Annotated in this window: 24 protein-coding genes and 1 pseudogene; 12 read left to right on the top strand and 13 right to left on the bottom strand. The window is 71.7% G+C overall.

The genetic code is table 11. The features are described 5' to 3' along the window. The first annotated feature begins 122 nt into the window (after positions 1–122). The 4 genes from H4W31_RS29370 (at position 123) to H4W31_RS29355 (ending at position 5,391) form a co-directional block, all read left to right on the top strand. Entirely contained in the window at positions 123–1,922 is a 1,800-nt protein-coding gene (locus H4W31_RS29370; protein ID WP_192769603.1) for a hypothetical protein, read from the top strand. Further along, positions 1,919–3,385: an NADH-quinone oxidoreductase subunit NuoF family protein gene (locus tag H4W31_RS29365; protein ID WP_192769602.1), complete on the top strand. Its 1,467-nt coding sequence runs from the start codon at positions 1,919–1,921 to the stop codon at positions 3,383–3,385. Before H4W31_RS29370 ends, H4W31_RS29365 begins: the two co-directional genes overlap by 4 nt. A 73-nt stretch (positions 3,386–3,458) precedes the next feature. Next, on the top strand, positions 3,459–4,274 hold the full coding sequence (locus H4W31_RS29360) for an inositol monophosphatase family protein (protein ID WP_192769601.1): 816 nt from the start codon (positions 3,459–3,461) through the stop codon (positions 4,272–4,274). 196 nt (positions 4,275–4,470) lie between these two features. Continuing rightward, positions 4,471–5,391, top strand: a complete 921-nt coding sequence (locus H4W31_RS29355) for a DUF1295 domain-containing protein (protein WP_192769600.1) — start codon at positions 4,471–4,473, stop codon at positions 5,389–5,391. Positions 5,392–5,405: 14 nt separating this feature from the next. On the opposite strand, the gene H4W31_RS29350 is transcribed toward H4W31_RS29355, so the two are convergent. The 4 genes from H4W31_RS29350 to H4W31_RS29335 form a co-directional block, all read right to left on the bottom strand. Continuing rightward, positions 5,406–7,109: a cholesterol oxidase substrate-binding domain-containing protein gene (locus tag H4W31_RS29350; protein WP_192769599.1), complete on the bottom strand. Its 1,704-nt coding sequence runs from the start codon at positions 7,107–7,109 to the stop codon at positions 5,406–5,408. 228 nt (positions 7,110–7,337) lie between these two features. After that, a complete protein-coding gene (locus tag H4W31_RS29345) occupies positions 7,338–8,603 on the bottom strand; it encodes an MFS transporter (RefSeq protein WP_192769598.1) in 1,266 nt (421 codons plus the stop codon). Then, positions 8,600–9,883, bottom strand: coding sequence for a GH1 family beta-glucosidase (locus tag H4W31_RS29340; protein ID WP_192769597.1), 1,284 nt, complete (start codon positions 9,881–9,883; stop codon positions 8,600–8,602). The genes H4W31_RS29345 and H4W31_RS29340 overlap by 4 nt, the downstream gene beginning before the upstream one ends. A 127-nt stretch (positions 9,884–10,010) precedes the next feature. Continuing rightward, entirely contained in the window at positions 10,011–10,583 is a 573-nt protein-coding gene (locus H4W31_RS29335; RefSeq protein WP_192769596.1) for a TetR/AcrR family transcriptional regulator, read from the bottom strand. Positions 10,584–10,633: 50 nt separating this feature from the next. Here H4W31_RS29335 and H4W31_RS29330 point away from each other — a divergent pair, with 50 nt between their 5' ends. The 6 genes from H4W31_RS29330 to H4W31_RS29305 all read left to right on the top strand — a co-directional run bounded on the left by H4W31_RS29330 (position 10,634) and on the right by H4W31_RS29305 (position 16,574). Next, a complete protein-coding gene (locus H4W31_RS29330; protein WP_192769595.1) occupies positions 10,634–11,038 on the top strand; it encodes a hypothetical protein in 405 nt (134 codons plus the stop codon). 329 nt (positions 11,039–11,367) lie between these two features. Beyond that, positions 11,368–12,528 carry a low temperature requirement protein A gene (locus H4W31_RS29325; protein ID WP_225945744.1) on the top strand — a complete coding sequence of 387 codons (1,161 nt, stop codon included), beginning with the start codon at positions 11,368–11,370 and terminating at the stop codon, positions 12,526–12,528. A gap of 103 nt (positions 12,529–12,631) precedes the next feature. Beyond that, entirely contained in the window at positions 12,632–13,135 is a 504-nt protein-coding gene (gene rnhA, locus H4W31_RS29320) for a ribonuclease HI (RefSeq protein ID WP_192769593.1), read from the top strand. Between the two features lie 64 nt (positions 13,136–13,199). Continuing rightward, entirely contained in the window at positions 13,200–13,937 is a 738-nt protein-coding gene (locus H4W31_RS29315; RefSeq protein WP_192769592.1) for a Clp protease N-terminal domain-containing protein, read from the top strand. Continuing rightward, a complete protein-coding gene (locus H4W31_RS29310; RefSeq protein WP_192769591.1) occupies positions 13,934–15,244 on the top strand; it encodes an MFS transporter in 1,311 nt (436 codons plus the stop codon). Before H4W31_RS29315 ends, H4W31_RS29310 begins: the two co-directional genes overlap by 4 nt. 145 nt (positions 15,245–15,389) lie before the next feature. Continuing rightward, the gene (locus H4W31_RS29305) at positions 15,390–16,574 is read left to right on the top strand and encodes a low temperature requirement protein A (protein ID WP_192769590.1); all 1,185 of its coding nucleotides are present in this window, start codon (positions 15,390–15,392) and stop codon (positions 16,572–16,574) included. A 61-nt stretch (positions 16,575–16,635) separates the two neighbouring features. Here the strand turns inward: H4W31_RS29305 and H4W31_RS44905 are convergent, their stop codons facing one another. From H4W31_RS44905 to H4W31_RS44900, 3 genes and pseudogenes are all read right to left on the bottom strand, one after another. Then, a complete protein-coding gene (locus H4W31_RS44905) occupies positions 16,636–17,046 on the bottom strand; it encodes a cellulose binding domain-containing protein (protein WP_404825735.1) in 411 nt (136 codons plus the stop codon). A gap of 15 nt (positions 17,047–17,061) precedes the next feature. Next, positions 17,062–18,135, bottom strand: a pseudogene (locus tag H4W31_RS29300) (PQQ-dependent sugar dehydrogenase); the annotation flags it as partial. Between the two features lie 173 nt (positions 18,136–18,308). Next, a complete protein-coding gene (locus tag H4W31_RS44900; protein ID WP_225947228.1) occupies positions 18,309–18,503 on the bottom strand; it encodes a sugar-binding protein in 195 nt (64 codons plus the stop codon). Between the two features lie 410 nt (positions 18,504–18,913). On the opposite strand from H4W31_RS44900, the gene H4W31_RS29290 reads away from it, so the two are divergent. After that, positions 18,914–21,457: a beta-xylosidase/alpha-l-arabinosidase gene (locus H4W31_RS29290; RefSeq protein ID WP_318783465.1), complete on the top strand. Its 2,544-nt coding sequence runs from the start codon at positions 18,914–18,916 to the stop codon at positions 21,455–21,457. Between the two features lie 71 nt (positions 21,458–21,528). Continuing rightward, on the top strand, positions 21,529–22,296 hold the full coding sequence (locus H4W31_RS29285; protein WP_192769587.1) for a DUF72 domain-containing protein: 768 nt from the start codon (positions 21,529–21,531) through the stop codon (positions 22,294–22,296). Positions 22,297–22,302: 6 nt separating this feature from the next. Here H4W31_RS29285 and H4W31_RS29280 read toward each other — a convergent pair whose 3' ends face one another. The 6 genes from H4W31_RS29280 to H4W31_RS29255 all read right to left on the bottom strand — a co-directional run bounded on the left by H4W31_RS29280 (position 22,303) and on the right by H4W31_RS29255 (position 26,827). Beyond that, complete coding sequence (locus H4W31_RS29280; RefSeq protein ID WP_192769586.1) at positions 22,303–22,767, bottom strand: DUF2267 domain-containing protein; 465 nt, start codon at positions 22,765–22,767, stop codon at positions 22,303–22,305. A gap of 77 nt (positions 22,768–22,844) precedes the next feature. Continuing rightward, positions 22,845–23,714, bottom strand: coding sequence for a DUF72 domain-containing protein (locus tag H4W31_RS29275; RefSeq protein ID WP_192769585.1), 870 nt, complete (start codon positions 23,712–23,714; stop codon positions 22,845–22,847). A gap of 65 nt (positions 23,715–23,779) precedes the next feature. Further along, positions 23,780–24,178 (bottom strand): TraR/DksA family transcriptional regulator, encoded by a 399-nt coding sequence (locus H4W31_RS29270; RefSeq protein WP_192769584.1) that lies wholly within the window; start codon positions 24,176–24,178, stop codon positions 23,780–23,782. Positions 24,179–24,305: 127 nt separating this feature from the next. Then, entirely contained in the window at positions 24,306–24,944 is a 639-nt protein-coding gene (locus tag H4W31_RS29265) for a nucleoside/nucleotide kinase family protein (RefSeq protein ID WP_192769583.1), read from the bottom strand. Positions 24,945–25,082: 138 nt separating this feature from the next. Further along, on the bottom strand, positions 25,083–25,916 hold the full coding sequence (locus H4W31_RS29260) for an ABC-2 transporter permease (RefSeq protein ID WP_192769582.1): 834 nt from the start codon (positions 25,914–25,916) through the stop codon (positions 25,083–25,085). Further along, positions 25,916–26,827: an ABC transporter ATP-binding protein gene (locus H4W31_RS29255; protein WP_192769581.1), complete on the bottom strand. Its 912-nt coding sequence runs from the start codon at positions 26,825–26,827 to the stop codon at positions 25,916–25,918. Before H4W31_RS29255 ends, H4W31_RS29260 begins: the two co-directional genes overlap by 1 nt. Positions 26,828–26,993 lie beyond the last annotated feature (166 nt).

Genomic DNA, 26,993 nt, shown 5'->3' with positions numbered 1-26,993 from the left:
CGAGGCAGATTCAGCGAGCCAGCATTCCCAAGAGCTTCACCAGCCGGGGTAGCACACCCCGGCCGAAGGGGGCTGTCGCAGTACTCGTTGTCTCGGTGTTGGCCGCCCTGTGGGCTGCGGCGATGCTCAGCCCGATCGGCAACCTGATCAACGCGTACATGTTCGTGTTCATCGTGTTCTTCGCCGGTCCGGTCACCCTGGTGTCGCTGAGCCTGACCGTGATGGCCGGTCTGGTGGCGACCGACCGCATCGTCCTGTTGATCCGGCATCGGGTGTTGCTCCAGTCGGCACACCGGTCGCTCGGCATCATCGCGGTGATCGCCCTGGTACTGCACGTGTTGACCAAAATCACCGCCGGGCACGTCGGCGCGGGCGCCGCGCTCCTGCCGTTCGTCGGCGGTGCCACTGTCTACGTTGGACTCGGCACCGTCGCCGGGGTACTCATGGTGAGCGTGCTCTGGACCGGTCTGATCCGGGTCCGGTTCGCCGGTGTCGGCAAGCCGTGGCTGTGGCGCGCCCTGCACAGCGTGTCGTACGCCGCCTGGCCGATCGCGCTGGTGCACGGCTTGCAGGCCGGTCGCGCCGCGGCCACCTGGGTGACCGTCAGTTACCTGCTCTGCGTGGCCCTGGTGGTGGGCGCGCTGCTGGTCCGGCTCTCGGTCTCGCTGGGTCGCAAGCGCGAGGAGCAGGGCCAGGGCACCGGCTCGATCGCCCCGGTCGGCAGGGCTGCCCGGGCACGCGGACCGGTCCGGACCGGCACGGGCACGGCCCCGGCCAAACGCCGCACGGCGGACGAGATCCGGGCCAGCCGGCAGAGCTCCCCGGCCACGAGCGGTCGCCGGAGCGCGACGGACAGTCGGCGGAGCGGCCGGGACAGCCGGTGGGACGACGACACCATGAGCGGCCGGAAGAACGACCCGGAAATCCGGATCGGCCGGGCCGACGACACGATGAGCGGCCGCAAGGGCGACCCCGAGATCCGGATCGGCCGGGGCGACGACACCATGAGCGGCCGCAAGGGCGACCCGGAAATCCGGGTCGGCCGCGCCGACACCGGGGACATCCGGATCGGCCGCACCGACACCGGGGACATTCCGACCGGGCGCGACGACGACCGGGGGACCCGGGTCGGTCGGCGACGCCGGGAGAGCCTCAACGACCTGCGCGGCGACGGGTCGGAGGCCGCCATCGACAGCTGGGCCCGGGCCGGGGAGTCCGACGCCACGGACTCGTCCCGCCGCCGGTCGGACCGGTTCACCGTCCCCGAGGTCCCGCTGGGTCGGGACGTGGAGACCGGTGTTGCCGGCGACCTTCCGGTGGGCGACCCGGAACTGCCCTGGGACAGCCCCCGTCGCTGGGCGACCGGGGACTCGGAGGACCCCTGGGACCGGCCGCGACGCGGGGCGGACGACTCCGCGTACCGCCGACCGCTGGCCGACGAGGACGCACCGCTTCGGGCCGCCGACCGCGACGAGTCGCGGACGCCGGTGGCCGACGAGGAGCGGCGGCCCCGGCGGGCTGCCGACGACGAGGGGCGGCCCCGGTACGACACCGACGGCGCCGGACGACGCTCCTGGCGGGAGCCCGACGACGAGCCGACGACCGGTGCCACCAGGTCCGGTCGGCGACGCCGGGCGGCCGAGGAGGAACCCGCCACGGAGCGCGCCGGACGCCGGGCCAAGGACGACGACGATGCTGAGGAGAGCACGGCGGAGTGGGGCCGCGCCGCCCGGTACGAGCCCAACCTGGCCGCCGGCCGGGGCGACGACGATGACGCCGACCGTCCCTCCCTCACCGACCTCGCCTCCCGCCGGACCCGCAAGTCCGGCGAACCGCCCAGCCGGTCCTCCCGACGCAAGGAGCCGGACGAGGCGGCTGAGGAAGGCGCGTATTGGACCAACCTGAAGGGAGGGGCACGATGAGCCTGACCGCCGTACCGCCGGTGGCCTGCTTCGGCGAGCCCCGGCTGACCGCCGGATTCGACGAGTTCGGCCGGCTGGACCTGGCCGCGCACGAGATGGTGCACGGCGCCGTCAACCCGCTCTCCCCCAAGGGCCTGCTCCGGTTGGTCGAGGGGATCGAACTCAAGGGCAAGGGCGGCGCCGGCTTCCCGTTCGGTCGCAAGATCCGGGCGGTGCTGGAGTCGGCGGACCGGCAGGACCTGCCGACCGTGGTGGTGGTGAACGCGACCGAGGGCGAACCGGGCGCGTGGAAGGACAAGGCGCTGCTCACCCGGGCCCCGCACCTGATCCTGGACGGCGCCGCGATCGCCGCCTACGCACTGGACGCGGAAGAGATCGTGATCGGTGTCGCCGACGACGGCATCGGGGAGGCGTCGCTCACCGCCGCGCTGGCCGAGCGCCGGATGCCGGTACGCACCGGCATCGTCACCGTGCCGCACCGGTTCATCTCCGGCGAGGGCGGTGCCCTGGTGCGCGGGATCAACGGCGAGGCGCACATCCCACCGGGCCGCAAGGTACGGGCCAGCGACACCGGGGTGGGCGGCCTGCCGACGCTGCTCTCCAACGCCGAGACGTACGCACAGCTCGCGCTGGCGGCCCGACTCGGCCCGTACGAGTACGGCACGGTCGGCACCGCCGACGAGCCCGGTACGGTGCTGCTGACCGTGACCGGCGCCGCCGGCCGACCCGCGGTGGTGGAGTGCCCGACCGGCATCCCGCTCCGGGACGTGCTGGAACTCTGCGAGACGCCGACCGGACCGGGCGTGCTCACCGGCGGCTACCACGGAAAGTGGATCACTGCCGAGGGAGCGGCCACCGCCGAGGTGTCCCGGGCCGGGTTCACCAAGGTCGGGGGCGCGCTCGGCGCCGGCATCATCATGCCGCTGGGCGCCGACGTCTGCCCGCTGGGCGAGGCCGCCCAGGTGGTGACGTACCTGGCCGGCGAGTCGGCCGGACAGTGCGGGCCGTGCCGGCTCGGCCTGCCGGACCTGGCCCGGACGCTGGACCTGATCGTCGGCGGCAGCGCCTCTTCCGAAGCGGTCCGGGCGGCGGCGGGCGCGGTACGCGGCCGGGGTGCGTGCAGCCACCCGGACGGCACCGCCCGGTTCGCCACCTCGGCCCTGGAGGTCTTCACCGAGGACCTGGAGGCGCACGCCAACCGGGGCGGCTGTGGCCGGAAGGTGAAGGGGGTGCTGGGCCTGCCCTCGGCGGCGGACGCCCCCACGTCGAAGCTGGTGGTCGACTGGTCCCGCTGTGACGGGCACGGCCTCTGCGCCCATGTGGTGCCGGAGTTCGTCCGGCTGGACGCCAACGGCTTTCCCTCGTTCCCGTCCACGCCGGTGCCGACCTGGCTGGAGGGGGGCGCTCGCAAGGCGGTCCGGATGTGTCCCGCGCTGGCGCTGCGGATGACGCCGGTGGGCTGACCCCGACTCGCGGGTGCGGCCGGGCAGAACCCCGGGTCCGGTGGTCCGCCCGGCCGCACGCGAGGATGGGTCCGTGGAAAACGATCTTCTGTTGGCTCGGCGTGCCGCCCTGGCCGGTGCCGTGGTCGGCCTCCGCTACTTCGCGGACCTCGCCCGGCTCTCCCCCGAGCACAAGTCGGACGGCAGCGTGGTGACCGAGGCCGACCGGGCGGTCGAGGCCGCGATCCGGGCGGTACTGACCGAGGCCCGGCCCGACGACGCCGTGCTCGGCGAGGAGGCGGGGCAGGTCGGCGAGGGCAGCCGACGGTGGATCGTCGACCCGATCGACGGCACCGCCCAGTTCGTCGCCGGCGACGACCGGTGGCTGGTCCTCGTCGCGCTGGAGGAGGCCGGCGAGATCGTCGTCGGGGTGGCCGCGGTGCCGGCACAGGGGAAGATCTGGTGGGCCGGGCGCGGCAGCGGCGCCTACGAGGCCGAGATCGCCGAGGGAAGCGAGCGGAACGAGCGGCGGATCTCCGTCGACCGGACCGCGCCGGAGCGGCTGTCCGGCAGCCGGCTCGGCGTGGTGCCCGTCGACGACCAGGTCTTCCCCGCCGAACGCGAGATGATCGCGCCGCTCTGCGCGGTGACCACCCCGACCCCGTGGCGCCGGCACGCCGCGCTGCTCGTCGCCCGGGGCGAGTTGGATCTCGCCGTGCAGACCCGTGGCCAGGTGTGGGACTTCGCCGCCACCTCGCTCATCGTGACCGAGGCCGGCGGCCGGTACAGCGGCTTCGATGGCCGGACCCGGCCGGCCCCCGGCCCGTCGCTGTTCGCCCGGAGCGACGCCCTGCACGCCGCCGCGCTGCGGGTCCTCGACCCCACGCGCGGTCCAGCGGCGGCCGGCTGAAGTTCCCGGGTACGGCCGCCGCGGGCCCACCCGGCTCCCGCTCGTACCAGTCCGCGATCTCGTCGTACGCCGGCACCGTCCCTATCGGACTCCTCCCCGTGGCCGCACTCGCCTCTATTCAGCCACCCGTGGGGGAAGCCGGGCCAGGGATTCCGCGCACGGCGAAAGTCGACCGGCCGACGGTAGGGTGCTCAGGATGCGGACGTACCGGATCGGGGGTGCCCTCGCCGAGGCGTCCCGGACGGCGGCGTTCGGCGTCGTCGGCGGGAGCTACCTGGTCGCCGGGCTCGGAGCCGCGCTGACCTGGCAGCTCGCCGGGTCACAGCATCCGCTGACCAGCGCCCTGTACGCGGACCTCGTCGCGACCCTGCTGGTCTTCGCCGCCTCGATGGTGCTCGCCAACGCCAGCGTCTACGACCCGTACTGGAGCGTGGCCCCGCCGCTGGTTCTCGTCGGCTGGATCGTGGCGACGGAGGACGGGATCGCGCTCCGCCAGTTCCTGGTGACGGCGCTGGTGACGGTGTGGGCGCTGCGGCTGACCGCGAACTGGGCGCGGGGCTGGTCGGGGTTGCGGCACGAGGACTGGCGCTACCGTCAACTCCGGGCGCAGACCCGGGGCCGGCTGCCGTGGTGGCTGGTGAACCTCGCCGGTATCCAGTTGATGCCAACCCTCGTCGTCTTCGCCGGCCTGCTGTCGGGCTGGCCCGCCGTGGCGGGGAACCGCGCGTTCGGCCCGCTGGACGTGCTCGCGGTGCTGGTCACCGTCGCGGCGATCGGGCTGGAAGCGGTCGCCGACGGGCAGCTGCGCCGATTCGCCGCCGACCCGGCGAACCGGGGCCGGATCTGCGACCGGGGCCTCTGGCGGTACTCCCGACATCCCAACTACCTCGGTGAGATCGCCTTCTGGTGGGGACTGTGGCTGTTCGGCCTGGCCGCCGACCCGACCTGGTGGTGGACGGTGATCGGCCCGCTCACCGTACTCACGCTCTTCGTCGGGGCGACGATTCCGCTGATGGAACGGCGGTCGGTGGACCGGCGGCCGGGGTACGCCGCGCACCGGCGCGAGGTGCCGATGCTGCTCCCCCGGCCGCCGGTCCGGCGACGCATCCCGGACTGAGCCGCCCCGATCGGTCAGGCGGTGCCGGGCAGCAGTACGTCGAGGAACGGGTTACTGAACAGCCGGTGCGGGTCGTACCGGTTAAGCGTCGCCACCGCCCAGTCCCAGGTCGGGTCGGGGCCCTGCCGGTACGAGTCGGGGACCACCTGGGTCAGCATGGTCGGATCGGCCCAGGCGGCCTCGTCGGTGTACCCCCAGCCCTTCGACCACTCGGCCCGGCAACCGGCGTACGCGCCGCCGTAGTTGGTGAAGAAGAAGATCTCCATCTCCCGGTAGAACGCGTGCGCCCGTGGTGCGGTCGGGAAGGTGAGCACGTCGAACCAGACCACGGTGTCCCACTCGGGGTGGTCCGCCCGGGGCCGGACGGCGGACAGGGCCGGCGGCTCCGCCCCGGGTACGCCCACGTCGGCGGCCTGGTCCACCCCGGCGACCCGGATCTCCACCTGGCCGGTGACCGGGAACTCGCCCCGACCCTGGTACGCGGCGAGCTGCCGCTGGTAGAACTGGGCGAACTCGCTGACCACCCGCTGGATCGAGCCCCGGTTGGTGTGCACCGCGTAGCCGTTCGCGGTCTCCCGCAGGGTGGTCGGCTTGACGTAGAGCAGCAGGTTCTTCGAGGGTCCCCAGAGGTCGGTGGCGAGGGTGGCGGTCAGTCCGGTGGCGGCGGTGGTGTACTGCACCTGGCCGAACGTCGGCGCGAGCGACCAGGCTCCGTTCAGCAGCAGCTCGGCCAGTTCGGAGACGGGTTCGGGGACGTTGTCGGAGAAGACGTAGTTGTACGGCGCGACGACCGGTCGGGAGGTCAACGGCCGGCTCGGCGCGACGCTCCAGACCTTCAGCCAGGGCTTGTCGGTGAAGGCGAACCAGATCGCCTCCACCCGCCCGGCCGACGCCACGAAGCTGGCCAGGGTACGCCGGGCTCCGCTGCCCGGCGCGGCGAACAGCTCCGAGACGGGAATGTCCACGGTGCTCACGCAGCGAAGGTTCTGGTTCGCCCCGACCCGCATCGTCACCTCGGTGACGAACGCACGGCCGACGTGGGTGAGCAGTGCCTTGCAGTCCGGATCCGACCGGTCGAAGGTACGCAGCACGTACCCGCCGGCCGCCGCGTCCCAGACCACGGCCGTGAGCGAGAGGATGAGGTTGCTGAGCGAGCCGTAGGTGTGGCCGGGCGTACGGGTCTCGCCGTCGGCCGGTACCGAGGTGCCGTGGCCGTTGATCGCCAGTACCCCGCCGACGCTGAGGTCGCCGGGGGCGGGCGTGTTGGTGACGCCGAGCCCGTGCCCCTCCAGGAAGCCGAGGAGGTCCTCCATCGAGGCGCCGGTCTGGACCCGTACCGCCGCCGCTCCCGGTGCGGTGGACAGCACCGTCATCGAGGTCAAGTGCTTCGTGGTGTCGACCAGGATGGTCCGGTTCGCCGCCCCGCCGTTGGGGACGGTGAGCGGTGACCAGGTGTGCCGGTAACCACGTGGACGTACCGCATAGCCGTGCCCGTACGCCCAGTTGGTCACGGTGACCACCTCGGCCGGGGTACGGGGTGCACAGGTCCACATGCCGTCGACCTGGATCTCGCCGGCCCAGTTGCGGTAGGTCTCGCGGTAGACGGGTATGTCGGTCGGAAAGTCCGGTGGCGCGGATCGGTCGAGTCCCGGCGTCCACAGTGCGCCGACCGCCGTGACGGCCGAGGCTTCCAGGAAACCTCGTCGGGTGAGAGCCATTGCGATCCTCTCTGCTCGGAAGAGGTCGACGCCTTACCCGTCAACATCAATGACGGAACTCGATCAAGCGGCCAACCCGCCTCACCGATCAAACCGACAACGACGGCACACCGGCGCCAACCCGACCAACCCTCGTAACCGGATCGCTCGGCCCTCACGTGCCCGAGCCGGTGGCTGCCGTCCCCGGGGGGGTCGGCTCGTCCAGCGGCGGCCGTGCACACCGGGCGGTCAGCGGACCGAGCGGATCCGCACCACGAACACGCTGCCGAGGAGGGTGACCACGGCGGTCAGGGCGTACAGGGTCGGATAGCCGCCGAGGTGGACGACGATCGGGGCGGACATCGCCGGCCCGAGCACCTGTGGGGCCGAGTTGGCGATGTTGATGACGCCGAGGTCCTTCGCCCGGTCGGTGGCCTGCGGCAGAACCTGCGTGATCAGCGCGGCGTCAACGGCGAGGTAGACGCCGTACCCGGCGCCGAGCAGCAGCGCCGCGACCATCGCCATCGGCCACGACGGCCAGATCGCGAGCAGCAGCGCCGCCACCGCCATGATCACGCCGGACCAGATGACGAAGATCTTGCGACGGCCGGACCGGTCCGACAGCCGGCCGGCGGTGACCGCGGTGGCCATCATGCCGGCCGTGTAGATCAGGATCAGGATCAGCAGGCCGCTCTCGGGGTCGGCGTGTTTCACCCCGTCGGTGAGAAAGTAGAGCAGGTAGAGCGTGCCGAGCGCGTTGCCGACCTGGACGAGGAAGCGGGTGCCCCAGGCCCAGGCGAAGTCGGGGTGCTCCCGGGGGCTGATCCACATGCTGTGGAGCAGGGCGCGCGGCCGGAGCGGTGGCTGGTGCGTACGCGGCAGCACGTCGTCCGGGGTGACCAGCGCGAACGGCAGCGCCAGCACCAGTACGGCCGCCGCCACCGCCAGGTAGCCGCCCGCGTTGCCGGTGAACACGGCGGTGACCAGGACCGCCCCGACGACGAGGCCGAGCGACTGCGGGATGCCGACCCAGCCGGAGACCCGTCCGCGCTGCGCCACCGGCACCCGGTCCGGGATGGCCGCCGTCAGGGTCGCGAGCGCGGCGTTGAAGCAGGTCTGGGCGACCACCCAGCACACGGCGACGCCGGCGATCGTGCGCTGCTGGCCGAGGATCGCCAGCGACACCGCGCCGAGGACCGCGCTGAGCAGCGTCCAGACGTGCCGCCGGCCGTACTCGCGGTCGCCGATCCGCAGGCAGGTCCGGTCGGAGAGCGCGCCGACGAGCGGGTTGGCCACCACCGCCGCGAGCGCGCCGAGCCCGGTCACCAGGCCGAACATCGCCTCCTTGTTGGCCGGGTCGATCAGTTCGACCTGAGTCGGCAGCAGGACCTGGATCGGCGTGAAGAAGGCCATCCAGACGCCGAGGTTCGCGCTGAAGAACAGCACGATCCAGCCGCGCCGGACAGGTACGACGGGTTCGGTGAGCGCCGCCGGCAGCGTGGAGGCCGCCGTCATCGAGAGGCTCTGACGAGATCCCGGTACCAGGTGTACGAGGTCTTCGGCGTACGCACCTGTGTCTCGAAGTCAACGTGTACCAGCCCGAACCGCTTGCTGAAGCCCTCCGCCCACTCGAAGTTGTCCAGCAGCGACCAGACGAAGTAGCCGCGCACGTCGACTCCCGCCTCGATCGCCGAACGCACCGCCCGGATGTGCCCGTCCAGGTACGCCACCCGCTGCGGGTCGTCGATGCCGTCGTACGCGCAGCCGCTCTCGGTCACCTGGATCGGCGGCAGGGCGTCGCCGTACTCCCGGTGCAGGCCGACGAGGAGTTCCCGCAGTCCGTCCGGCACAACCGGCCAGCCGAAGTCGGTGGTCGGGTAGCCGTCCAGTGGCACGAGGTCGAACGGCATCGGACTGTCCGGAGAGGACGGTGCCCGTACCCCGGTCGGGTTGTAGTAGTTGACACCCAACACGTCCAGCGGCGCGGCGATGAGGTCGAGGTCACCGTCCCGGACGAGGGCCGGATCGAGACCGAGTTCGGGGTAACCGCGCGCGAGCAGGGGGTCGGTGAAGAGCCGGTTGTGCAGGGCGTCGTACGTCGCCGCCGCGACCAGGTCGGCCTCGGTGCCACCCTGCGGCCACACCGGCGTGTAGTTGTTGGTGATGCCCACGGCGGCGGCGCCCCGGTCTCGCAACGCGGCGACCGCCAGGCCGTGGCCCAGCAGTTGGTGGTGGGCGACGGGCAGCGCCCCGAACAGGTGCGCGTGGCCGGGGGCGTGGACGCCGGTCGCGTACCCGAGACTCATGTGGATGAACGGCTCGTTGAGCGTGATCCAGAGCCGGATACGGTCCCCAAGCGCGTCGGCGACGTGCCCGGCGTAGTCGGCGAACCGGTACGCGGTGTCCCGGCTGCGCCATCCGCCCCTGTCCTCCAGTGCTTGCGGAAGGTCCCAGTGGAAGAGCGTCAGGACCGGGTCGATGCCCTTTCCAAGCAGAGTGTCCACCAGCCGGTCGTAGAACGCGACGCCCGACGGGTCGGCCGGGCCGGTGCCGTCCGGCTGGATGCGCGGCCAGGCGACCGAGAACCGGTACGCGGACACGCCCAGCCCGGCCATGAGTTCGACGTCTTCGCCGTACCGGTGCCAGTGGTCACAGGCCACGTCGCCGGTGCTGCCGTCGGCCACCCGACCGGGCTCGTGGGTGAACGTGTCCCAGATCGACGGCCCGCGACCGCCGTCGGTCACCCCGCCCTCGATCTGGTACGCCGATGTCGAGACGCCCCAGGTGAACGCCATACATCACCCCTAGGACATGAAAGTTCCTCGCACTGTAGTCCGCCACGATCCGCCGGGGAAGCCCCTGCGCGGACGCCGAACAGAGGGCCAACAGGGCGGATGGTGGTGGTCGGCGATCAGCCCCCGATCATGGCGGCGGTGCTGTGCTCCGGGTCAGCAGGAGGCCGAGTTCGTGGACTGCGGCGTCGATCCGGGCCGTGTCGCCGCTGACCAGCCGGTCGAGGGCGAGTCCGTCGAGGGCGTCGACGACCAGCGTGGCGAGGGCCGTGGCGCGGTCGGCGGCGATTCCCAGCCGACACAGGTCGTCGTGGACCAGCCGCAGCCACGGTTGACGGAGACGGTGGTGGACGGCGGCCCACCGCTGTGGTTGACGCAGCGACAGCGCGCACACCTCGAAGTACAGGCCGCTTATCGCGCCGCTGCGGGGCAGCGTGAGGAGCCGCCACGCGCGCTCGACGACCTCCTGCCCGGTGCGCGGCTTCCCGTCGAGGGTCGCGAACGCCTCGGCCAGCCGGGCGTTGGCGAGGTCGAGGACGGCGTCGAGAAGTCCGTCCTTGCTGCCGAAGTGGTAGATCAGCATCCGGTCGCTGGTGTCGAGGCTCGCGGCCAGGGGGCGCAGTGACAGGTCGGGAAGCCCGTGTACGAGCACGTACCCCAAGGCGGCTTCGGTCAGCGCCTGGCGCCGTCGTGACGTGGACACCGAAAAAATGTAGCAACCGCTACACTCTTGCCGAGGGGAAGGGGTGCGAGATGACCGCACGCGTGATCCTGCGTACCGACGCGCTGTTCGAGGTGATCCTGGCGGCCTGCTGTCTCGCGCTCGCGGTGACCGCGCCCCGGAGCGGGCTCTGGCGCCTACCCGACTCCGTTCCGCCGGCCGTCGCCGGCGGCGCGGGGCTGACCTTCCTCGCGGCCGGCGCCCTGCTCTGGCGCCTGTCGCGCCGGCCCGGCCGGAGGCTGCTGTTCGCGCTCGCCGCCGCCAACGCCGCCACCGCCGTCGTCGCGGGTGTCTGGTGGGGCGCACCGGTCGACGCCGGCTCCGGCACCCGGTTGCTCCTCGCCGCCTCCGTCGCGGGGCTCGCCGCGCTCGCCGTCTCCCAGGCGACGGTCGCCTTCCGGCAGCCGACCCGGTTCCATCGCGCCGCCTCCAGGTAGCAACGCCCCTACGTCGTTACTGGCGGGCGGTCGTACGCCGCCACAGGCATCCGGCCAACGCGCATCCTCTGGCGCAGCGATCGTGCCTCCGACGCGCCTCGATGGTGTTGGCGAGCTGGAATTCGCGGCGATCCACAGTGCGCCACGAATCATCGCCCTGCCGGCGGGTGAGTATCCCACATTCCAGGCGGCAGGCTTCTCGCATCAATGTTCTCGGGCAACGAAATAGCCGCAGCAATATGCTGGCACCCTGCCGGCGACGGCGGCTGACCCAATCGAGTAGCCGACGGAACGGGCCGGAGATGACGGGCGGAGCAGCGGACCCGCTGTTGAGAAGACCTGGGGAGCGCCAGAGGGTCACGCTACTGGAGCTGTTCTTCGACCTGGCGTTCGTCTTCGCCCTCACCCAGCTGTCGCGAAAACTGTTCGAGGACCTCACCTGGAACGGCGCCTTTCAGACCTTCGTGCTGCTGCTGGCCATGTCGTGGATCTGGACCCTGACCGCATGGTTGACCGACCGCCTGGAGCCCCGCCACCCGGCGGTCCAACTGGTCGTCCTCGGGACCATGGTCGCCAGTCTGGTGATGGCGGCCGTGGTGCCCGAGGCCTTCGGCGGGCAGGGTCTGGTCTTCGCGGCCGTGTCCGCCGTCGTTCACATCGGCGTCACGCTCTTCCTGCTGCTTGTCCTTCCCGAACCGCAGAGGCAAGCCGCCCAGCGGATCCTGCTCTGGTCCGGCGTCTCCGCCGCCCTGTGGATCGCCGGAGGATTCGCCCGTGGCGCGGGACGTGGAACGCTGTGGATCCTCGCGGCGGCGGTGGACTACATCGCATTCGCCCTCCGCTACCCCACACCCGGACTGGGTCGGATGACCAACCCGGACTGGCCACTCGGAGCCGAGCACCTGGCCGAGCGGCACCGCCAGTTCTTCATCATCGCGCTCGGCGAGCTGATTCTCGTCACCGGGCTGACGTTCAGTCAGAACGACCTCGACGCCGATCACATTGCGGCCTTCGGCGCCTCGATCGCCACGACCGTGCTGTTCTGGCGGATATACGTCCACCGCGCCGGGGAACTGCTGGGCCAGGCCATCGCCGCCGTACCGGATCCGGTGCGGCTCACCCGACCTGTGGCCCTCGCACACCTGGTGATGGTGGCCGGCGTCGTCGTGACCGCGGTCGGTAATGAACTCGTCATCACCCAGCCGCTCGGCGACATCCGGCCGGCGTGGATCGCGACCCTGCTCGGCGGACCCGTACTTTTCGTGGCAGGGCGGGCACGCCTCGAACACACGGTCTTCGGCCGCGTCTCCCGAAATCGGCCGATCGCACTGCTCACGCTGCTCGCCCTCGCCCCGCCGTTGCTGTTCGCGCCACCGTTGTTGGCCGCCGTCGCCGTCGCCCTGGTTCTAACCGGGGTCGCCGTCTCCGACGCCTCGCGCTCCCGGGGACACCCACCCGAAGCACCCGCGCCAGCGAGTACCCCGGCGTGACCGACGGCAGCCGGGCGCCCTGGACCACTGCCTTCGGCGGGCGATCCCGGCGCACCGGGCGGGCTCGTGGTTGTCGGCAGGGCGTACTCGGTATCTTGCCGGGGTGACAGAGCAGACAGCGCCGCAGACCGTGGACATCTACACCGACGGCGCGTGCAGCGGAAACCCGGGACCGGGCGGCTGGGGCGCCGTGTTGCGGTACGGCGACCGGGAGCGGGAGATCTGCGGCGGCGAGGCGACCGAGACCACCAACAACCGGATGGAGCTGATGGCGGCGATCCAGGCGCTGGAGAGCCTGACCCGTACGGTCTCGGTACGGCTGCACACCGACAGCACGTACGTCCGGGACGGCATCACGAAATGGCTGCCGAACTGGAAGCGCAACGGTTGGCGGACCGCCGCGAAGCAGCCGGTCAAGAACGCCGACCTGTGGCAGCGGTTGGAGGCGGCCGCCGCGCAGCACGAGGTGCGGTGGCACTGGGTCAAGGGCCACAACGGTCATCCCGAGAACGAGCGCGCGGACCGGCTCGCGCTGCGCGGACTCCAGGAGGCGGCCAGCGCCGTCGGCGCCCGGCCGGCGCGCCGGTCGCCGGTCGTGCCGGCCTGACCCCTCCCGGACAATCGTCAACCACGGGTTGACGATTACCGGTTCGTCAACCTACGGTTGACGGATGGAGGAACTTCCGGTCCGCCTCGACGATCTCATCGAGTACGTCCGCCGCCAGCACCCCGGTGGCGACGCCCTGGAACGACTGTCCGACGCCGTCCTCGTCTCCGCGTACCTCGGCGAACTGGCCGACCACCTGATCGGACACTTCGTCGACCAGGCCCGCCGGACCGGCGCATCCTGGACCGACATCGGGCAGAGCATGGGCGTCACCAAACAGGCCGTGCAGAAGCGCTTCGTGGCCCGCAGGTCCGATCAGGACGAGGCGATTCCGGCCAGCGCCTTCGCCCGGTTCACCGACCGGGCCCGCAACGTGGTCGTGAAGGCGCAGGAGGAGGCCCGGCGGTTCGGCGCCCCCCAGGTCGGCACCGAGCACCTGCTGCTGGGGATCCTGCACGAGCCGGCCGGGCTGGCCTGCCGGGCGATCGAGGCGCTGGGCGTACCGGCCGACACGGTACGGGAGCGGACCGTCGCACTTCTCGGCCCGGCCGGTGAGGCGAGTCCGGCACACCTGCCCTTCGCCCCGGCGGCGAAGCGGGTCCGGGACCGGACCTTCCAGGAGGCACTGCGGCTCGGCCACAACTACGTCGGCACCGAGCACATTCTGCTCGGCCTGCTCCACGAGGAGGCCGAACCGGGTGCCCGGACACTGATCGAGCTGGGGCTCGACCAGGCCCGGGTCGAGGAGTGGATCGTGGCGACCCTGCGCGACATGCCACGCTCGGCCAGCTCCGGCCAGTGACCACCACGCGGCCGGGTACGGCGGCCGGCCCGGACGACCGGGCCGCCCCCGCCCCCGAGCAGGACGCTCCGCCCCTGTGGCGTGGTCGCGACTTCCCACTGTTCTGGGCCGGGCAGACCCTCTCCGCGCTCGGGGACTCGTTCTCGCTCGTCGCCGTGCCGCTGCTGGTGCTGCACGCGACCGGTTCCGTCGCCCGGATGGGGCTGCTGACCGGCCTGGCCGGCGCGGCGACGATAGTGGCCGGGATCTTCGCCGGGTTCCTGGTGGACCGGGTGGACCGGCGGAGGCTGCTGATCGGCTGCGACCTGGCCCGCGCCGTCGGGTACGCCCTCATCCCGCTGGTCTGGCTCTTCTCGCCACAGCTCTGGCTGCTCTACCTGATCGCGCCGGCCTGCGCGGCGATCGGAATGATCTTCCAGGTCGGCTATGTCGCCGCCGTGCCGCGACTGGTCGACCCCGCGCAGGTGACCAGGGCGAACGGTCAGCTCTACGCCAGTTACGCGACGGCCGGGCTGGCCGGGCCCCTGCTGGCCGGGGTGCTCTCCGCCGCGTTCGGGCCGACCGCCGCCATCGGCATCGACGCGGGTACCTTCGCCCTGTCCGCGCTGGGCCTTGGTCTCGTCCGGCTCCGCGCGCCGGCCGCGACCCGCCCCGACGCGCGGAACGGCGCCCCGGCCGCCCGGGGCAACTGGACGGACCTGCTGGTGGGAGTGCGGTTCCTCTGGCGTCATCCGGTGCTGCGGGCGCTGACCGTGCTGCTGTCGTTCCTGACCTTCCTGACCATCGGGCTGACCGACATCTTCATCTACCACGTCAAACACGACCTCGGTCGGTCGGACGGTGCCGTCGGCTACGTGCTGGCCGGTGCGGCGGCGGGCACGGTCGTCGCCGCGCTGCTGGTCGCCCCGATCCGCCGCAGGCTGGGCTTCGGGGCCTGCTGGATCGGCGCGTACGCCCTCGCCGGGCTGGCCATCGCCGGGGCCGGGCTGACCGTAACCGTTCCGGCGCTCGCGGTCCTGGTCACCGGGTACGCGTTCTGCACCGCCACCGCCGGGATCTGCTCCCTGTCGCTGCGCCAGCAGGTGACTCCCGACCATCTGCTCGGCCGGGTCACCTCGGCGTTCTGGACCCTGCACTCGGCGCTCGGTCCGCTCGGCGCGGCGGTGCTGACCGTCGCGGTGGCCCGGTACGGCACCGCGCCGGTCTGCCTGGCCGCCGGAGCGGTCTGCCTGGGCATCGCCGCCGTCGCGATCCTGACCCCGATCCGGCACGCCCGACCCGAACTCCTGCCGATGCGATCGGCCTGACTGTTTCGCCGCATAGCTGACCCTCGCCCCGTTGTGCCCGTTACCATCGGTTCGGCCGGGTCCGGACGACATGGGTGGGCGGGGGCAGGTGGCGGTACTCGGCGAGGGTCCGGGGGTCACCCGCAGCTCCAGGACACGTCGTCAAGTGACCTTCGTCGAGTTGTTCTTCGACCTGATCTACCTGCTCGCCGTCACCCAGCTGACCCAGTTCCTGCGTGACCACCCCACACCGCTGGGCATGGTGCAGACCCTGCTGATGCTGCTCGCGATCTGGTGGGCCTGGGTGGACACCACCTGGGTCACCAACTGGTTCGACCCGGACCAGTTGAGCGTACGGCTGATGCTGATCCTGGTCGCCGTGCTCAGCCTGGCGGTCTCCGCCTCGCTGCCGCAGGCGTTCGACGGACGCGGCACTTGGTTCGCCGGGGCGTACGTGACGATCCAGGTGGGGCGTACTCTCTTCGCCCTCGTCGCACTCGGTCGGCCCGGCGGCGAGCCGGGCAGGTCGACCGGGCCGAAGCCGGACCAGCCCGGTGCCGGGCAGCGGCGACTGGCACTGCGACTCACCTTCCAACGGCTGTTGATCTGGAAGCTGGCCAGCGGCGCGTTCTGGATAGCCGGCGCGATCGTCTCCGGTCCCACCCGGATCGGGCTCTGGGCCGTCGCCGTCCTCCTCGAGTACGCGGGCGCCACCCTCGGATTCCGGGTACCGGGACTCGGCCGGTCCCGCTCGACCGACTGGCCCATCAACGGCTGGCATCTCGCCGACCGGATGCAGCTGTTCATCCTCATCGCGCTGGGCGAGTCCATCCTCGTGACCGGGAAGGCCCTCGGCAGTGCACCGGCCGACGAGATCCAGGTGCTCGCGGTCGTGACCGCGACCCTGGGTACCGCCGTGCTCTGGTGGCTCTACTTCGACCACGACGCCGAGGCGGCCCGGCGAGTGATCGACCGCGCCGACGACCCGGCCCGACTCGGCCGCGCGGCCTACTCCTACCTGCACGTGCCCATGGTGGCCGGCATCATCGTCGGCGCGGTCGGCGACGAGTTGACCATCGCCGAGCCGACCGGCCGGCCGGGGATGGAGGTGATCCTCACCGTGCTGGGCGGACCGGCTCTCTTCCTGGTCGGTCACGCGTTGTTCACCCGGATGGTCTTCGGCGCGCTGCCGGTGCCCCGACTGCTCGCGATCGGTACGCTGGTGGCGCTGGTGCCGGTCGGCCTGATCGCCCCGTCGGTCGCCCTCGCCGGCGGCGCCACCCTGGTGCTGCTGGCCGCCGCGGGCTGGGAGACGGTGGCGGCGCACCGTGCCATCCGGTCGGCGAGCTGAGAAAAGCCGACGGCCGGCCGAGATCCGTGCGGATGTCGACCGGCCGGCGGTACGGGCTGGCTCAGGGACTGGTGCAGGTGAGGGTGGTCGGCGCGGTGTTGGTCCCGTTCCAGCTGCCGGTGAAGCCGAAGGTGGCCGAGGCGTTGGCCCCGAGCGTCCCGTTGTGGCCCACGTTCCGGACCGTGATCGAGGACCCGCTGGCGGTCAGGGTGCCGTTCCAGAGCTGGCCGATCGTCTGTCCGTTGGCGAAGGTCCACCGCACCGTCCAGCCGTTCAGCGTCGCGGTGCCGTTGTTCCGGACCGTCACGTCGGCCTGGAAGCCGCCCTGCCACTGGTTGGTCTGCCGGTACGTCGCGGTGCACGCGCCGCTGCCCGTCGGCGGTGTGGTGGTCGGGACGACGGTCGGCGGGACGGTCGGCGACGGGGGCGTGGTCGGCGGCCGGGTGGTGGTCGGGTTCGCCGTCGGCGTCACCCCGACCGGCGGGAACCGCAGCACCCGGTCGTCGGTCGCGGCCGGCGAGCCCCGGCCGTCACGGTTGCTGGTGGCCACCCAGAGCGAGCCGTCCGGAGCCCGCTCGACCGTACGGAGTCGGCCGTACTGGCCGGTGAGCTGGGCGACCGGGGTGCCGGCGGTACCGGCACCGGTCAACGGAACCTGCCAGAGCCGGGTGCCACGCAGCGCGGCGACGAACAGCACGTTGCCGTCGATGGTGGCGCCGCTCGGTGACGCCTCGGCGGTGGTCCAGGTGACCATGGGGTTCCGGAACCGGGGATCGTTGCCCCGACCCTCCACCGTCGGCCAACCGTAGTTGCCGCCGGGCACGATGTAGTTGACCTCGTCCCAGGTGTTCTGCCCGAACTCGCTGGCGTAGAGCCGGCCCTGGCCGTCCCAGGCGAGCCCCTGCACGTTGCGGTGGCCCATGCTGTAGACCAGTGAGCCGGCGGTCGGGTTGTCGGTGGGGACGCTGCCGTCCGGCCGCATCCGCAGGATCTTTCCGTTGCGGCTCTGCGCGTTCTGCGCGTTGGCGGTCACGCCCGCGTCGCCGACCCCCGCGTAGAGCATTCCGTCGGGGCCGAACGCGATCCGGCCGCCGTCGTGGAAGTTCGCCCGGGCCAGCCCGGTGAGAATCGGCGTCTGGGTCTGCGGGGCGTCGAGCCGGAACCGGATGATCCGGTTGTCGCTGCTGGAGGTGAAGTACGCGTAGACGTACCGGTCCGAGGCGTAGGTCGGCGAGATCGCCAGGCCGAGCAGACCGGCCTCGCCGCCGGGCGCGACACCGGAGATCGTCGCCACCTGCTGCGGCGTCTGCCCCGGACGGATCTGCATCACCCGGGCACTGTCCCGCTCGGCGACCAGCGCACTGCCGTCGGGCAGGAAGCCGAGCCCCCAGGGCGCCACCAGGTTGGTGGCGACGGTCTGGGGGCGGCTGAAGTCGAATTCACCGGCTGCCATCACCCCGACACCGCCCTGCGGCGTCGTCCCCGCGACAGCGAACCCGGCACCGCTCAACCCGACGACCAGGGCCGTACCCGCGACGAGAAGGCGATTTTTCATTGCCATTACCTCCAGTTGGACCGACCTGCCGCCGCAGGACACGATCGCCCACCGAAGGCAGAGATGGTCATCAATATATCACCGCCCCGGTCAACGGTCGAGATCGCCGCCGAGGGCGGGCGAGCCGGTCCCCGCCCGGCCGGCTCGCCCGCGTCCTCGGCGGGTCCCCCACCCGCCCGTTACGACCCGAGGCCCACCGCACCCCAGCGCGAGGTGTTCAGGTAGGACTGCCCGGTCGGGTCGTGCCAGGTGGTCGCCGCTGTCCGGGTACCCCCGGTCGCATCGTTGACCTGTAGATCGAAGCCGACCAGCGCACCTGCCCGCGGATTGACGGCTCGTAGGCGGTGGAGCCGCCGTCGGGGAGTCCGTTGCATTCCCGTCGGAACAGAGATGATCATCACCTTCGTCGGGTCCCGGCGGTGGGATACGGTGCTCTCCCTGCGCTCTCGCACGAGTTCGCCGTCCCTTCGCAGTGGCCCCGGCGCCAGCGGCTTTCCGGAAGACCGGCCATCATCCGCATCGGGTGGCGCCGAGCGATCCGCAAACTTTCGGAGCCGGCCCGATAATTCATCGCGATGCGGCGCACGCTACGACTCCGTGAACAAACGGTCAAGGGCTTCCCGGCAAGGGAACTTGCGAGCTACTTTCCGTCGAACTACCCTCTCGACGCGGGCCGTTCCTTCCGGAAACATGTCGGAAGTACGCGCGCCGGCAGCCGACCCACTTCTCGCGACGTGCGGCGGCTGGCGAAAGAGGCCCAGGAACAAGCGACAGGAGGCTGCTCGTGAGCAGCAACCGCAACGCCGCCGATACCCCTCGGACAACCACCGGGGTGGGGCGGCTTGAGGTCACGGGGGTGCACGACGGGCATCCACACGATGGACAGCTCGCCGGCATCGCGGCTGACGTCCCGGCGGATGACACCTCACCCGCCAGCACTCCCGACGCCCCGCCCCGGTGGCAGGATCCGCGCCTGCCCGTGGCGCGGCGGGTCGAGGACCTGCTCGCCCGGCTGTCGCTCGAGGAGAAGATCGCGCAGCTCTACGGCGTCTGGATCGGTGGCAACTCGACCGGCGACGACATGGCGCCGCACCAACACGAGATGGTCGCCGAGGTACCCGACTGGCGCGATCTGATCAATATTGGTCTCGGTCAGCTCACCAGGCCGTTCGGCACCGCGCCGATCGATCCCGCCCTCGGGGCCCGCGCACTGGCCCGGATGCAGGAGGAAGTCGTCGCCGCCAACCGGTTCGGCATCCCGGCCATCGCGCACGAGGAGTGCCTCACCGGCTTCATGACCTGGCGGGCGACCGTCTATCCCACCCCGCTGGCCTGGGGCGCCACCTTCGACCCGGCACTGGTCGAACGGATGGCCGCTCAGATCGGTTCGGGGCTGCGTCAGGTCGGCGTGCACCAGGGGCTGGCGCCGGTGCTCGACGTGATCCGGGACTCGCGCTGGGGGCGTACCGAGGAGTCGATCGGTGAGGACCCGTACCTGGTGGCCACCGTCGGCACCGCCTACGTCCGCGGCCTCCAGTCGACCGGGGTGATCGCCACCCTCAAGCACTTCGTCGGCTACTCCGCCTCCCGGGCCGGCCGCAACTTCGGCCCGGTCGGGATCGGCCCCCGGGAACTCGCCGACGTGCTGCTGCCGCCCTTCGAGATGGCGATCCGGGACGGCGGCGCCGGCTCCATCATGCACGCCTACTCCGAGATCGACGGCGTTCCGCCGGCGGCCGACCCCGAACTGCTCACCGGGCTGCTCCGGGAGCGGTGGGGATTCTCGGGTACGGTCGTCGCCGACTACTTCGGAATCAGCTTCCTCCAGCGGCTGCACGGCATCGCCGCCGACCTCGGCGAGGCGGCGGCGCTGGCCCTGGTCGCCGGGGTGGACGTCGAACTGCCGGCCGGGCACTGCTACAGCGATCCGCTGATCGACGCGGTCCGCGCCGGTACGGTGCCGGAGTCCCTCATCGACCGGGCGGCGACCCGGGTACTCCGGCAGAAGTGCGAACTCGGGCTGCTGGACGCCGACTGGTCCCCGCGACCGGCCGCCTTCGCCGGCACCACCGAACAGGGCAACGGCGACATCCCCGGCCCCCGGGAAGGAAGCATCGACCTCGATCCGCCGGCCAACCGGGAACTCGCCCGGGAACTGGCCGAGGAGTCGGTGGTGCTGCTGGCCAACAGCGGGGCGCTGCCACTGCGCCCGAGCGGCCGGATCGCGCTGGTCGGACCGCTGGCCGACAGCGTCGAGGGGATGCTCGGCTGTTACACCTTTCCCAGCCACGTCGGCGGGCAGCACCCCGAACTGCCGGACGGCATCGAGATCCCGACCCTGCTCGCGGCGCTGCGGGCCGAGTTGCCGGACGTTCCGATCCGGCACGCCCCGGGCGGCACGATCGACGGCCCGACCGACACCCCCGACAACCCGGTCGCGGCGGCGGTGACGGCGGCCACCGAGGCCGACGTCTGCGTCGCGGTGCTCGGTGACCGGGCCGGGCTGTTCGGCCACGGCACCTCCGGCGAGGGGTCCGACGCCGCCGATCTGCGGCTGCCCGGCGCGCAGGCGGAACTGCTGGAGGCACTGCTGCACACCGGTACCCCGGTGGTGCTGGTCCTGCTGGCCGGCCGGCCGTACGCCCTCGGCGACTGGATCGACCGGTTGGCTGCGGTGGTGCAGGCGTTCTTCCCCGGCGAGGAGGGCGGACCGGCGGTGGCCCGGGTGCTCAGTGGCCGGGTCAATCCGTCCGGCCGGCTGCCCGTGAGCGTGCCCCGGGGGCCGGGCGGCCAGCCGAACACGTACCTCAGCCCGGCGCTGGGGCACCGGACCGAGGTCAGCAGCGTCGACCCGACCCCGCTCTTTGCATTCGGCCACGGCCTGTCGTACACCGAGTTCAGTTGGCCGGAGGTCCGGGTCAACGGCGCGGTACCGACGCCGGGGCGGCCGGTGGAGGTGCCGACCGACGGCGAGGTGACGGTCTCGGTCACGGTCCGCAACGACGGCGACCGCAGCGGCACCGAGGTGGTCCAGCTCTACCTGCACGATCCGGTGGCGCAGGTGACCCGGCCGGTGGTCCGGCTGACCGGCTACACCCGGCTGCCGCTCGCGCCCGGCCAGACCCGGACGGTCGACTTCCGGGTGCACGCCGACCTCTCCTCGTTCACCGGACGACTCGGCCACCGGGTGGTCGAGTCCGGCGACCTGGAGTTGCGGCTCTCCGCCTCCAGCGACGACCACCGACACACCGTCGCCGTGCGCCTGGTCGGCGACGAACGCCGGGTCGACCACCACCGCCAGCTCACCGCCGAGGTGACGATCCGGTAGCGGCGCCGGTCCGGTCCACCCCGCGCCTTCGCCGGGCGGTGGACCGGACCGGCCGGCATACTGGCCCGGAGATGATTCTGCTCGGCACCTCCGGATGGCAGTACCGCGACTGGCGTGGCCGGTTCTATCCGGCCGGTCTGCCGCAGACACGCTGGCTGGAGCACTACGCCGAGCGGTTCGCCACGGTGGAGGTGAACAACGCCTTCTACCGGCTGCCCGAGCGGGACATCTTCGCGCGGTGGCGCGGCCGTACCCCCGACGACTTCTGCGTCGCCGTCAAGATGAGCCGCTATCTGACCCACATCAAGCGTCTGCGGGAACCCGACGAACCCGTCGACCGGTTCCTGTCCCGGGCGACCGCGCTCGGCGACCGGCTCGGCCCGGTGCTGCTGCAACTACCGCCGAACCTGCCCGCCGACGTACCGGCCCTGGACCGGACGCTGTCCCGGTTCCCGGCCGACGTACGGGTGACGGTGGAGCCGAGACACCCGTCCTGGTGGACCGACCAGACGCGAGAGGTACTGGAGCGGCACCGCGCCGCGCTGTGCTGGGCCGACCGGGGCGGCCGGCCGGTCACCCCGTTGTGGCGTACCGCCGACTTCGGCTACCTCCGGCTGCACGAGGGCCGCGCCCGTCCCCACCCCCGGTACGGGCGCGCCGCACTGCGCTCCTGGCTCGACCGGATCGGCTCGACGTTCACCGGCGACGAGACGACCTTCGTCTTCTTCAACAACGACCCCGGGGGCGCCGCGATCGCCGACGCCGCCGCGCTGGCCGGCACCGCCCGCCGCCGCAACATCCCGATCAGCCGCGCGCCGGCGCCGTCGACCACGGGATGACCCGGGCTACGGCATGATCCGGGTCAGGTCCTTCGGCATGGTGGACTTGACGTCGTCCCACTCGCCCTCGGTGATGTGCCGGCGAAGCGCGTTCAATACCGTGGTCACCACGGATCCCGGACCACCCTCGACGTCGAACGGGAACCCGGCCCGGACCTCGTAGAGGAACTCCTCCCGATTCAACTTGACCGGGACGATGCTCGGATCCCAGCCCTCGAAATAGATTCCCCGTACCAACATTGGCAACTGGGCCGAGAAGTGCACGCTCTCCTGCACCGGCAGCCGGTCCCGCAGCAGGTGCAGAACCGTCCGCAACGCCGCGTACGACTGGTTGCGGCGCTCCTTCGGCCATCCGTACGCCTGCTCGATGTCCTTGAGGATGAGGTTGGTCTTATCCAACGACGACTCGAAGACCGAGTACGAATTGTTCGGCACGACTGATCCCCCGTTCCTACTGCCCACCTGCGCCATGCTCGCCGACAGGCGGGTGAGGACCGTTCACCCGACCCGGGTGAAACTCCGTCCCGGGTGAAACTCCGTCCCGGGCGTCAGCCCCGCAGCAGATCCGTCAGCTGGTCCGCGTTCGTCTGGGCGTAGTCGCGGTAGCAGTTGTTGAAGAGGACGTGGGTCTGGGCCGCGTCGTCGGCCAGCCGGCGGAGCTTGGGCGCCCAGTCCGCCAGCTCCCGATCCGAGTACCGGTAGCCGAACTTCTCGTAGATGTTCTTGCTGGTCCACTTCTCGCTGTGGCCGTGGAAGCGAACCACCGCCAGGTCGGCGGTGGCGACCAGCACCGGCGGCACCGAAGAACGATGGCCCTGCGGCATGTCCACGCAGACGTACGGCAACTCGTGCTGGCGCAGGAACTCCAGCGTCTCGTCCCGGTTGTCGTCGGCGAACCAGGAGGCGTGCCGGAACTCGAAGACCGCCCGCATCGGATCGCAGCGTCGCCGCACCTCCAACAGGTACTGCTTGTTGTCCCGCCGGATGGTGAACCACGGCGGGAACTGGAACAGCAGCGCACCCAGCTTGCCGGCCCCGGCCAGCGGCTCCAGCGCCGACAGGAACCGGGTCCACACCTCCTCGTACGCCTGCGGCTCCAGGTCACCCGGGTAGATGTTCTTCTTGTCGGTCTCCGGTCGAAGGTCCTTGTACAGCGCGGAGACCCGGGTCGGATGCCCGGTCAGCAGACTGAACGCCTTCACGTTGAAGGTGAAGTCGTCCGGCGTACGTCCCGCCCAGAGTTCCGCGGTCCGTTCCGCCGGTGGTGAGTAGTAGGTGGCGTCGACCTCGACCAGCGGGAAGTGTGTGGCGTAGTGCGCGAGTCGGCGTTCCGCCGTGTCCGCCTTCGCCGGGTACCAGTCCGACTCCAGCAACGTCTTGTCGGTCCACGACGCCGTGCCGACCCTGATCTCGCCCATGACTCCAGTTCACCCGCCCCGGCCAGGCCGGGCAAGCCGGGCGCGCGGTACGGCCACGGCCCGGCTCAGGCGGCCCGGCGTTCCCGGGACTGCTTACAGCCCACGCAGGTGGTGGCGGACGGGAAGATCTCCAGCCGCTCCACCGGAATCGAGTCGCCACAGCCCTCGCACCAGCCGTACGCGCCCTCGTCCAGCCGGGTCAACGCGTGCTCGAACTGCGCCCGGCGGTCGAGGATGGTACGCAGGAGCGACTGCGCGGTGTCCCGCTCGGCCGTCTTCGTACCGCTGTCCGCCTGGTCGTCGCCGGCCGTGTCGCCGACCTCGACCAGCCGGAGCACCTGGCTCTGCGTCAACGCCTCGTCGTACTCGACGGACAGCTCGTCGTAGCGAGCCCGCAGGGCGCGACGGATCTGGTCACTGTCCGTCGCAGAACGGCGAGTGCCGATTGCCTCGTTGACGAGCATGCGCTGCCTGCCTTTCCGTCGATGAGACGGATCCGCTCTCCTGGACGGTAATGTCCGAGTGCGGTCCGTCATGAGCAGCGCGATTACCCAGTCGCCGGCGCGGGCAAACCGCCGATTCCTCCACCGGTCAGCCGATGTTCTCCGGGTCGACCATCGCGGGGTGGCGCGGGTCGTCCATCCGGACCACCACGTCGGCGAACATCGACGGTCCGACCTCCTCGGCGTAGCGGGCGAAGGCAGGCAGCGTCCAGCGCGCCGACACCGGGGTACGCCGGGCGAGCGCGCCGGGTGACAGCACGAGATGGACCGTCAGGTCGAACGGGAGGGCCCCGCCGAGCAGCAGGGATCCGCTGACCAGGAGTACTCCGGCGGGCGGCAGGGTGAGGTAGCCGGCCCGGGTGGCCCGGTCGGTCGCCGCGTCCCACAGCGACGGCAGGACCCGGCCCGAGCCGCCCGGAGCGGCCGGATCGAGTACCTCCCGGCGCAGTCCCGCCTCGTCGAGCCAGCCGGTGTAGTAGGCGTCGGGATTGGTCCGGCCGTACTCGTACCGCAGGGACGCCGGACGCAGGAAGTCCGCCGCGTCGACCCGTACCGCCGGACGGCTCCGGACCCGCAACGGGTCGACGAGCGCGTCGGCGAGCCGGCCGGGCTCGGCGGCCGGCGGTCCGTCGACCGCCACCCGCAGCCATCCCCCGCCCCCCGCGCCGGCCAGCCGCTCGGCCAGTTCGTCCACCAGCAGTTCCGGGGTGATCGGTCGGACCCTCATCCGACCATCGTGCCCGGACCGGCCAACGGGCCGACCGTCCGGGGCCGGCTCGGTCGGGCCGTACCCGCCGGGGGCGGGCTCGGTTACGTCGTACCCGCCGGGGCGGGCTCGGTTACGCCAGGCCCGCCCCCGGCGGGCTCAGGCGTCGCGGCGGCGCAGCATCAGGTAGCCACCGAGCAGGGCGGCGGCCGTCCAGAGCACGAGGATGCCGATCCCGGTCCACGGGCCGTAGTCCCGGACCCAGCGGGCTTCGTCCTGTGGACCGGCCAGGTGCATGATCACCCAACCCGTCTGGTCCGGCAGGAACTGGGTGACGGTCCGGACCTTCGGAATGTTGCCGAGCCCCTGGGAGCCGAGGAAGAACAGCGGCAACAGGACACCCAGCGAGCGCACCGAACCGCGCAGCATCGTGGTCACCCCGAGGGCGAACAGGCAGAGCAGGGTCAGATGCAGGCAGGCGCCGACGACGGCGGCCAACGCCCCGTCGGAGCCGAGCGAAACGCCGTACCGGCCCAGCGCCGCCTGGGCGGTGAAGAAGCTGGCCAGCACGGTGGGCACCGCGACCGCGAGGGCCAGCAGCCCGGTGGCGAGCACCTTGCCGAGGTACCCCAGGCCGCGCCGCGGCACCGCGACCAGGGTGGCCCGGATCGTGCCGGAGCTGTACTCGCTGCCCAGCACCAGCACCCCGAACACCACCAGGGCGAGTTGGCCGAGGGTCAGGCTGTAGAAGGCGGCGAACAGCGGATCGACGGCGGTCCGCTGTTGCTCGGGTGGCTGGTTGGCGAAGCTGAGTCCGACCAGCAGGCTCAGGCCGACGCTGACGCCGAAGGTCAGCAGCAGGGTCCAGATCGTCGACCGGACGGTCCGGATCTTGGTCAGTTCCGCCAGCAGGACCGCTCCGGTCGCGGCCCGGCTCGGCCGGCTTCCCAGCGGGCCGGGCTGGACGGTGGAGACGTCACCGATGCTGTCCATCAACGCCCACCCTCCGCCCGGTACTGCACGGCGTCCCCGGTGAGCCGCATGAACGCCTCCTCCAGTGAGGCGCCCTGCGCGCTGACCTCGTGCACCGTCAGCCGATGGGCCGAGGCCAGCTCGCCGATCCGGGCGGCCTCCACCCCGTACGCCTCCAGAGCGCCGTCCCCGGCCGTGCTGACCCGGAGCCCGGCGGCGGTCAGGACGTCCCGCATCCGCTCCGGCTCCGGGGTACGGATCCGTACGTGGGAGCCGGAGTGCGCCTCGACGAAGTCCCGTACGCCGGTGTCGGCGAGCAGCCGGCCCCGGCCGATCACCACGAGATGGTCGGCGGTGAGCGCCATCTCGCTCATCAGGTGGCTGGAGACGAAGACTGTCCGGCCCTGTGCGGCGAGACCTCGCATCAGGTCACGGATCCACCGGATGCCCTCCGGGTCCAGCCCGTTCACCGGCTCGTCGAAGAGCAGCACCGGCGGGTCCCCGAGCAGCGCCGCGGCGACACCGAGCCGCTGGACCATCCCGAGGGAGAAACCACCCACCCGCCGCTTCGACACGCCCTCCAGGCCGACCATTGTCAGCACCTCCCGGACCCGGGCCCGGGGTATCCGGTTGCTCTGCGCCAGCCACAGCAGGTGGTGGTACGCGCTCCGGCCGCCGTGCACGGATCTGGCCTCCAGCAGGGCGCCCACCCGGCGCAGGGGCGAGGCCTGCTCACGGTAGGGCCGGCCGTCGATCAGGACCTCTCCGGCGCTGGGCCGGTCGAGGCCGAGCATCATCCGGATGGTGGTGGACTTGCCGGCGCCGTTCGGGCCGAGAAAGCCGGTCACCTGCCCGGGGTGCACCGTGAACGAGAGCCCGTCGACCGCCAACGTGCCCCCGTACCGCTTGCTGAGATTTCTTACGTCGATCACGCCCGTCACGCTAGGCACCGACGGCGGACGGAACAGTCCTCGAAAGTCGCCGAACCCGGCGACGAATGTCAACGGGCCGGTTCGACCCCGACCGGGCGAGGACGTCGACCCGACGCCGACCGGCTCCGCGCTGCGGTGGACGCGACGGATGGGAACCAGGACGTAG

The sequence above is a fragment of the Plantactinospora soyae genome (genome assembly GCF_014874095.1).
In the GTDB taxonomy this organism is placed as follows: Bacteria; Actinomycetota; Actinomycetes; order Mycobacteriales; family Micromonosporaceae; genus Plantactinospora; species Plantactinospora soyae.
The sequence above is the reverse complement of the archived record's forward strand: the minus strand, read 5'-3'. Positions and strand labels throughout refer to the sequence as shown.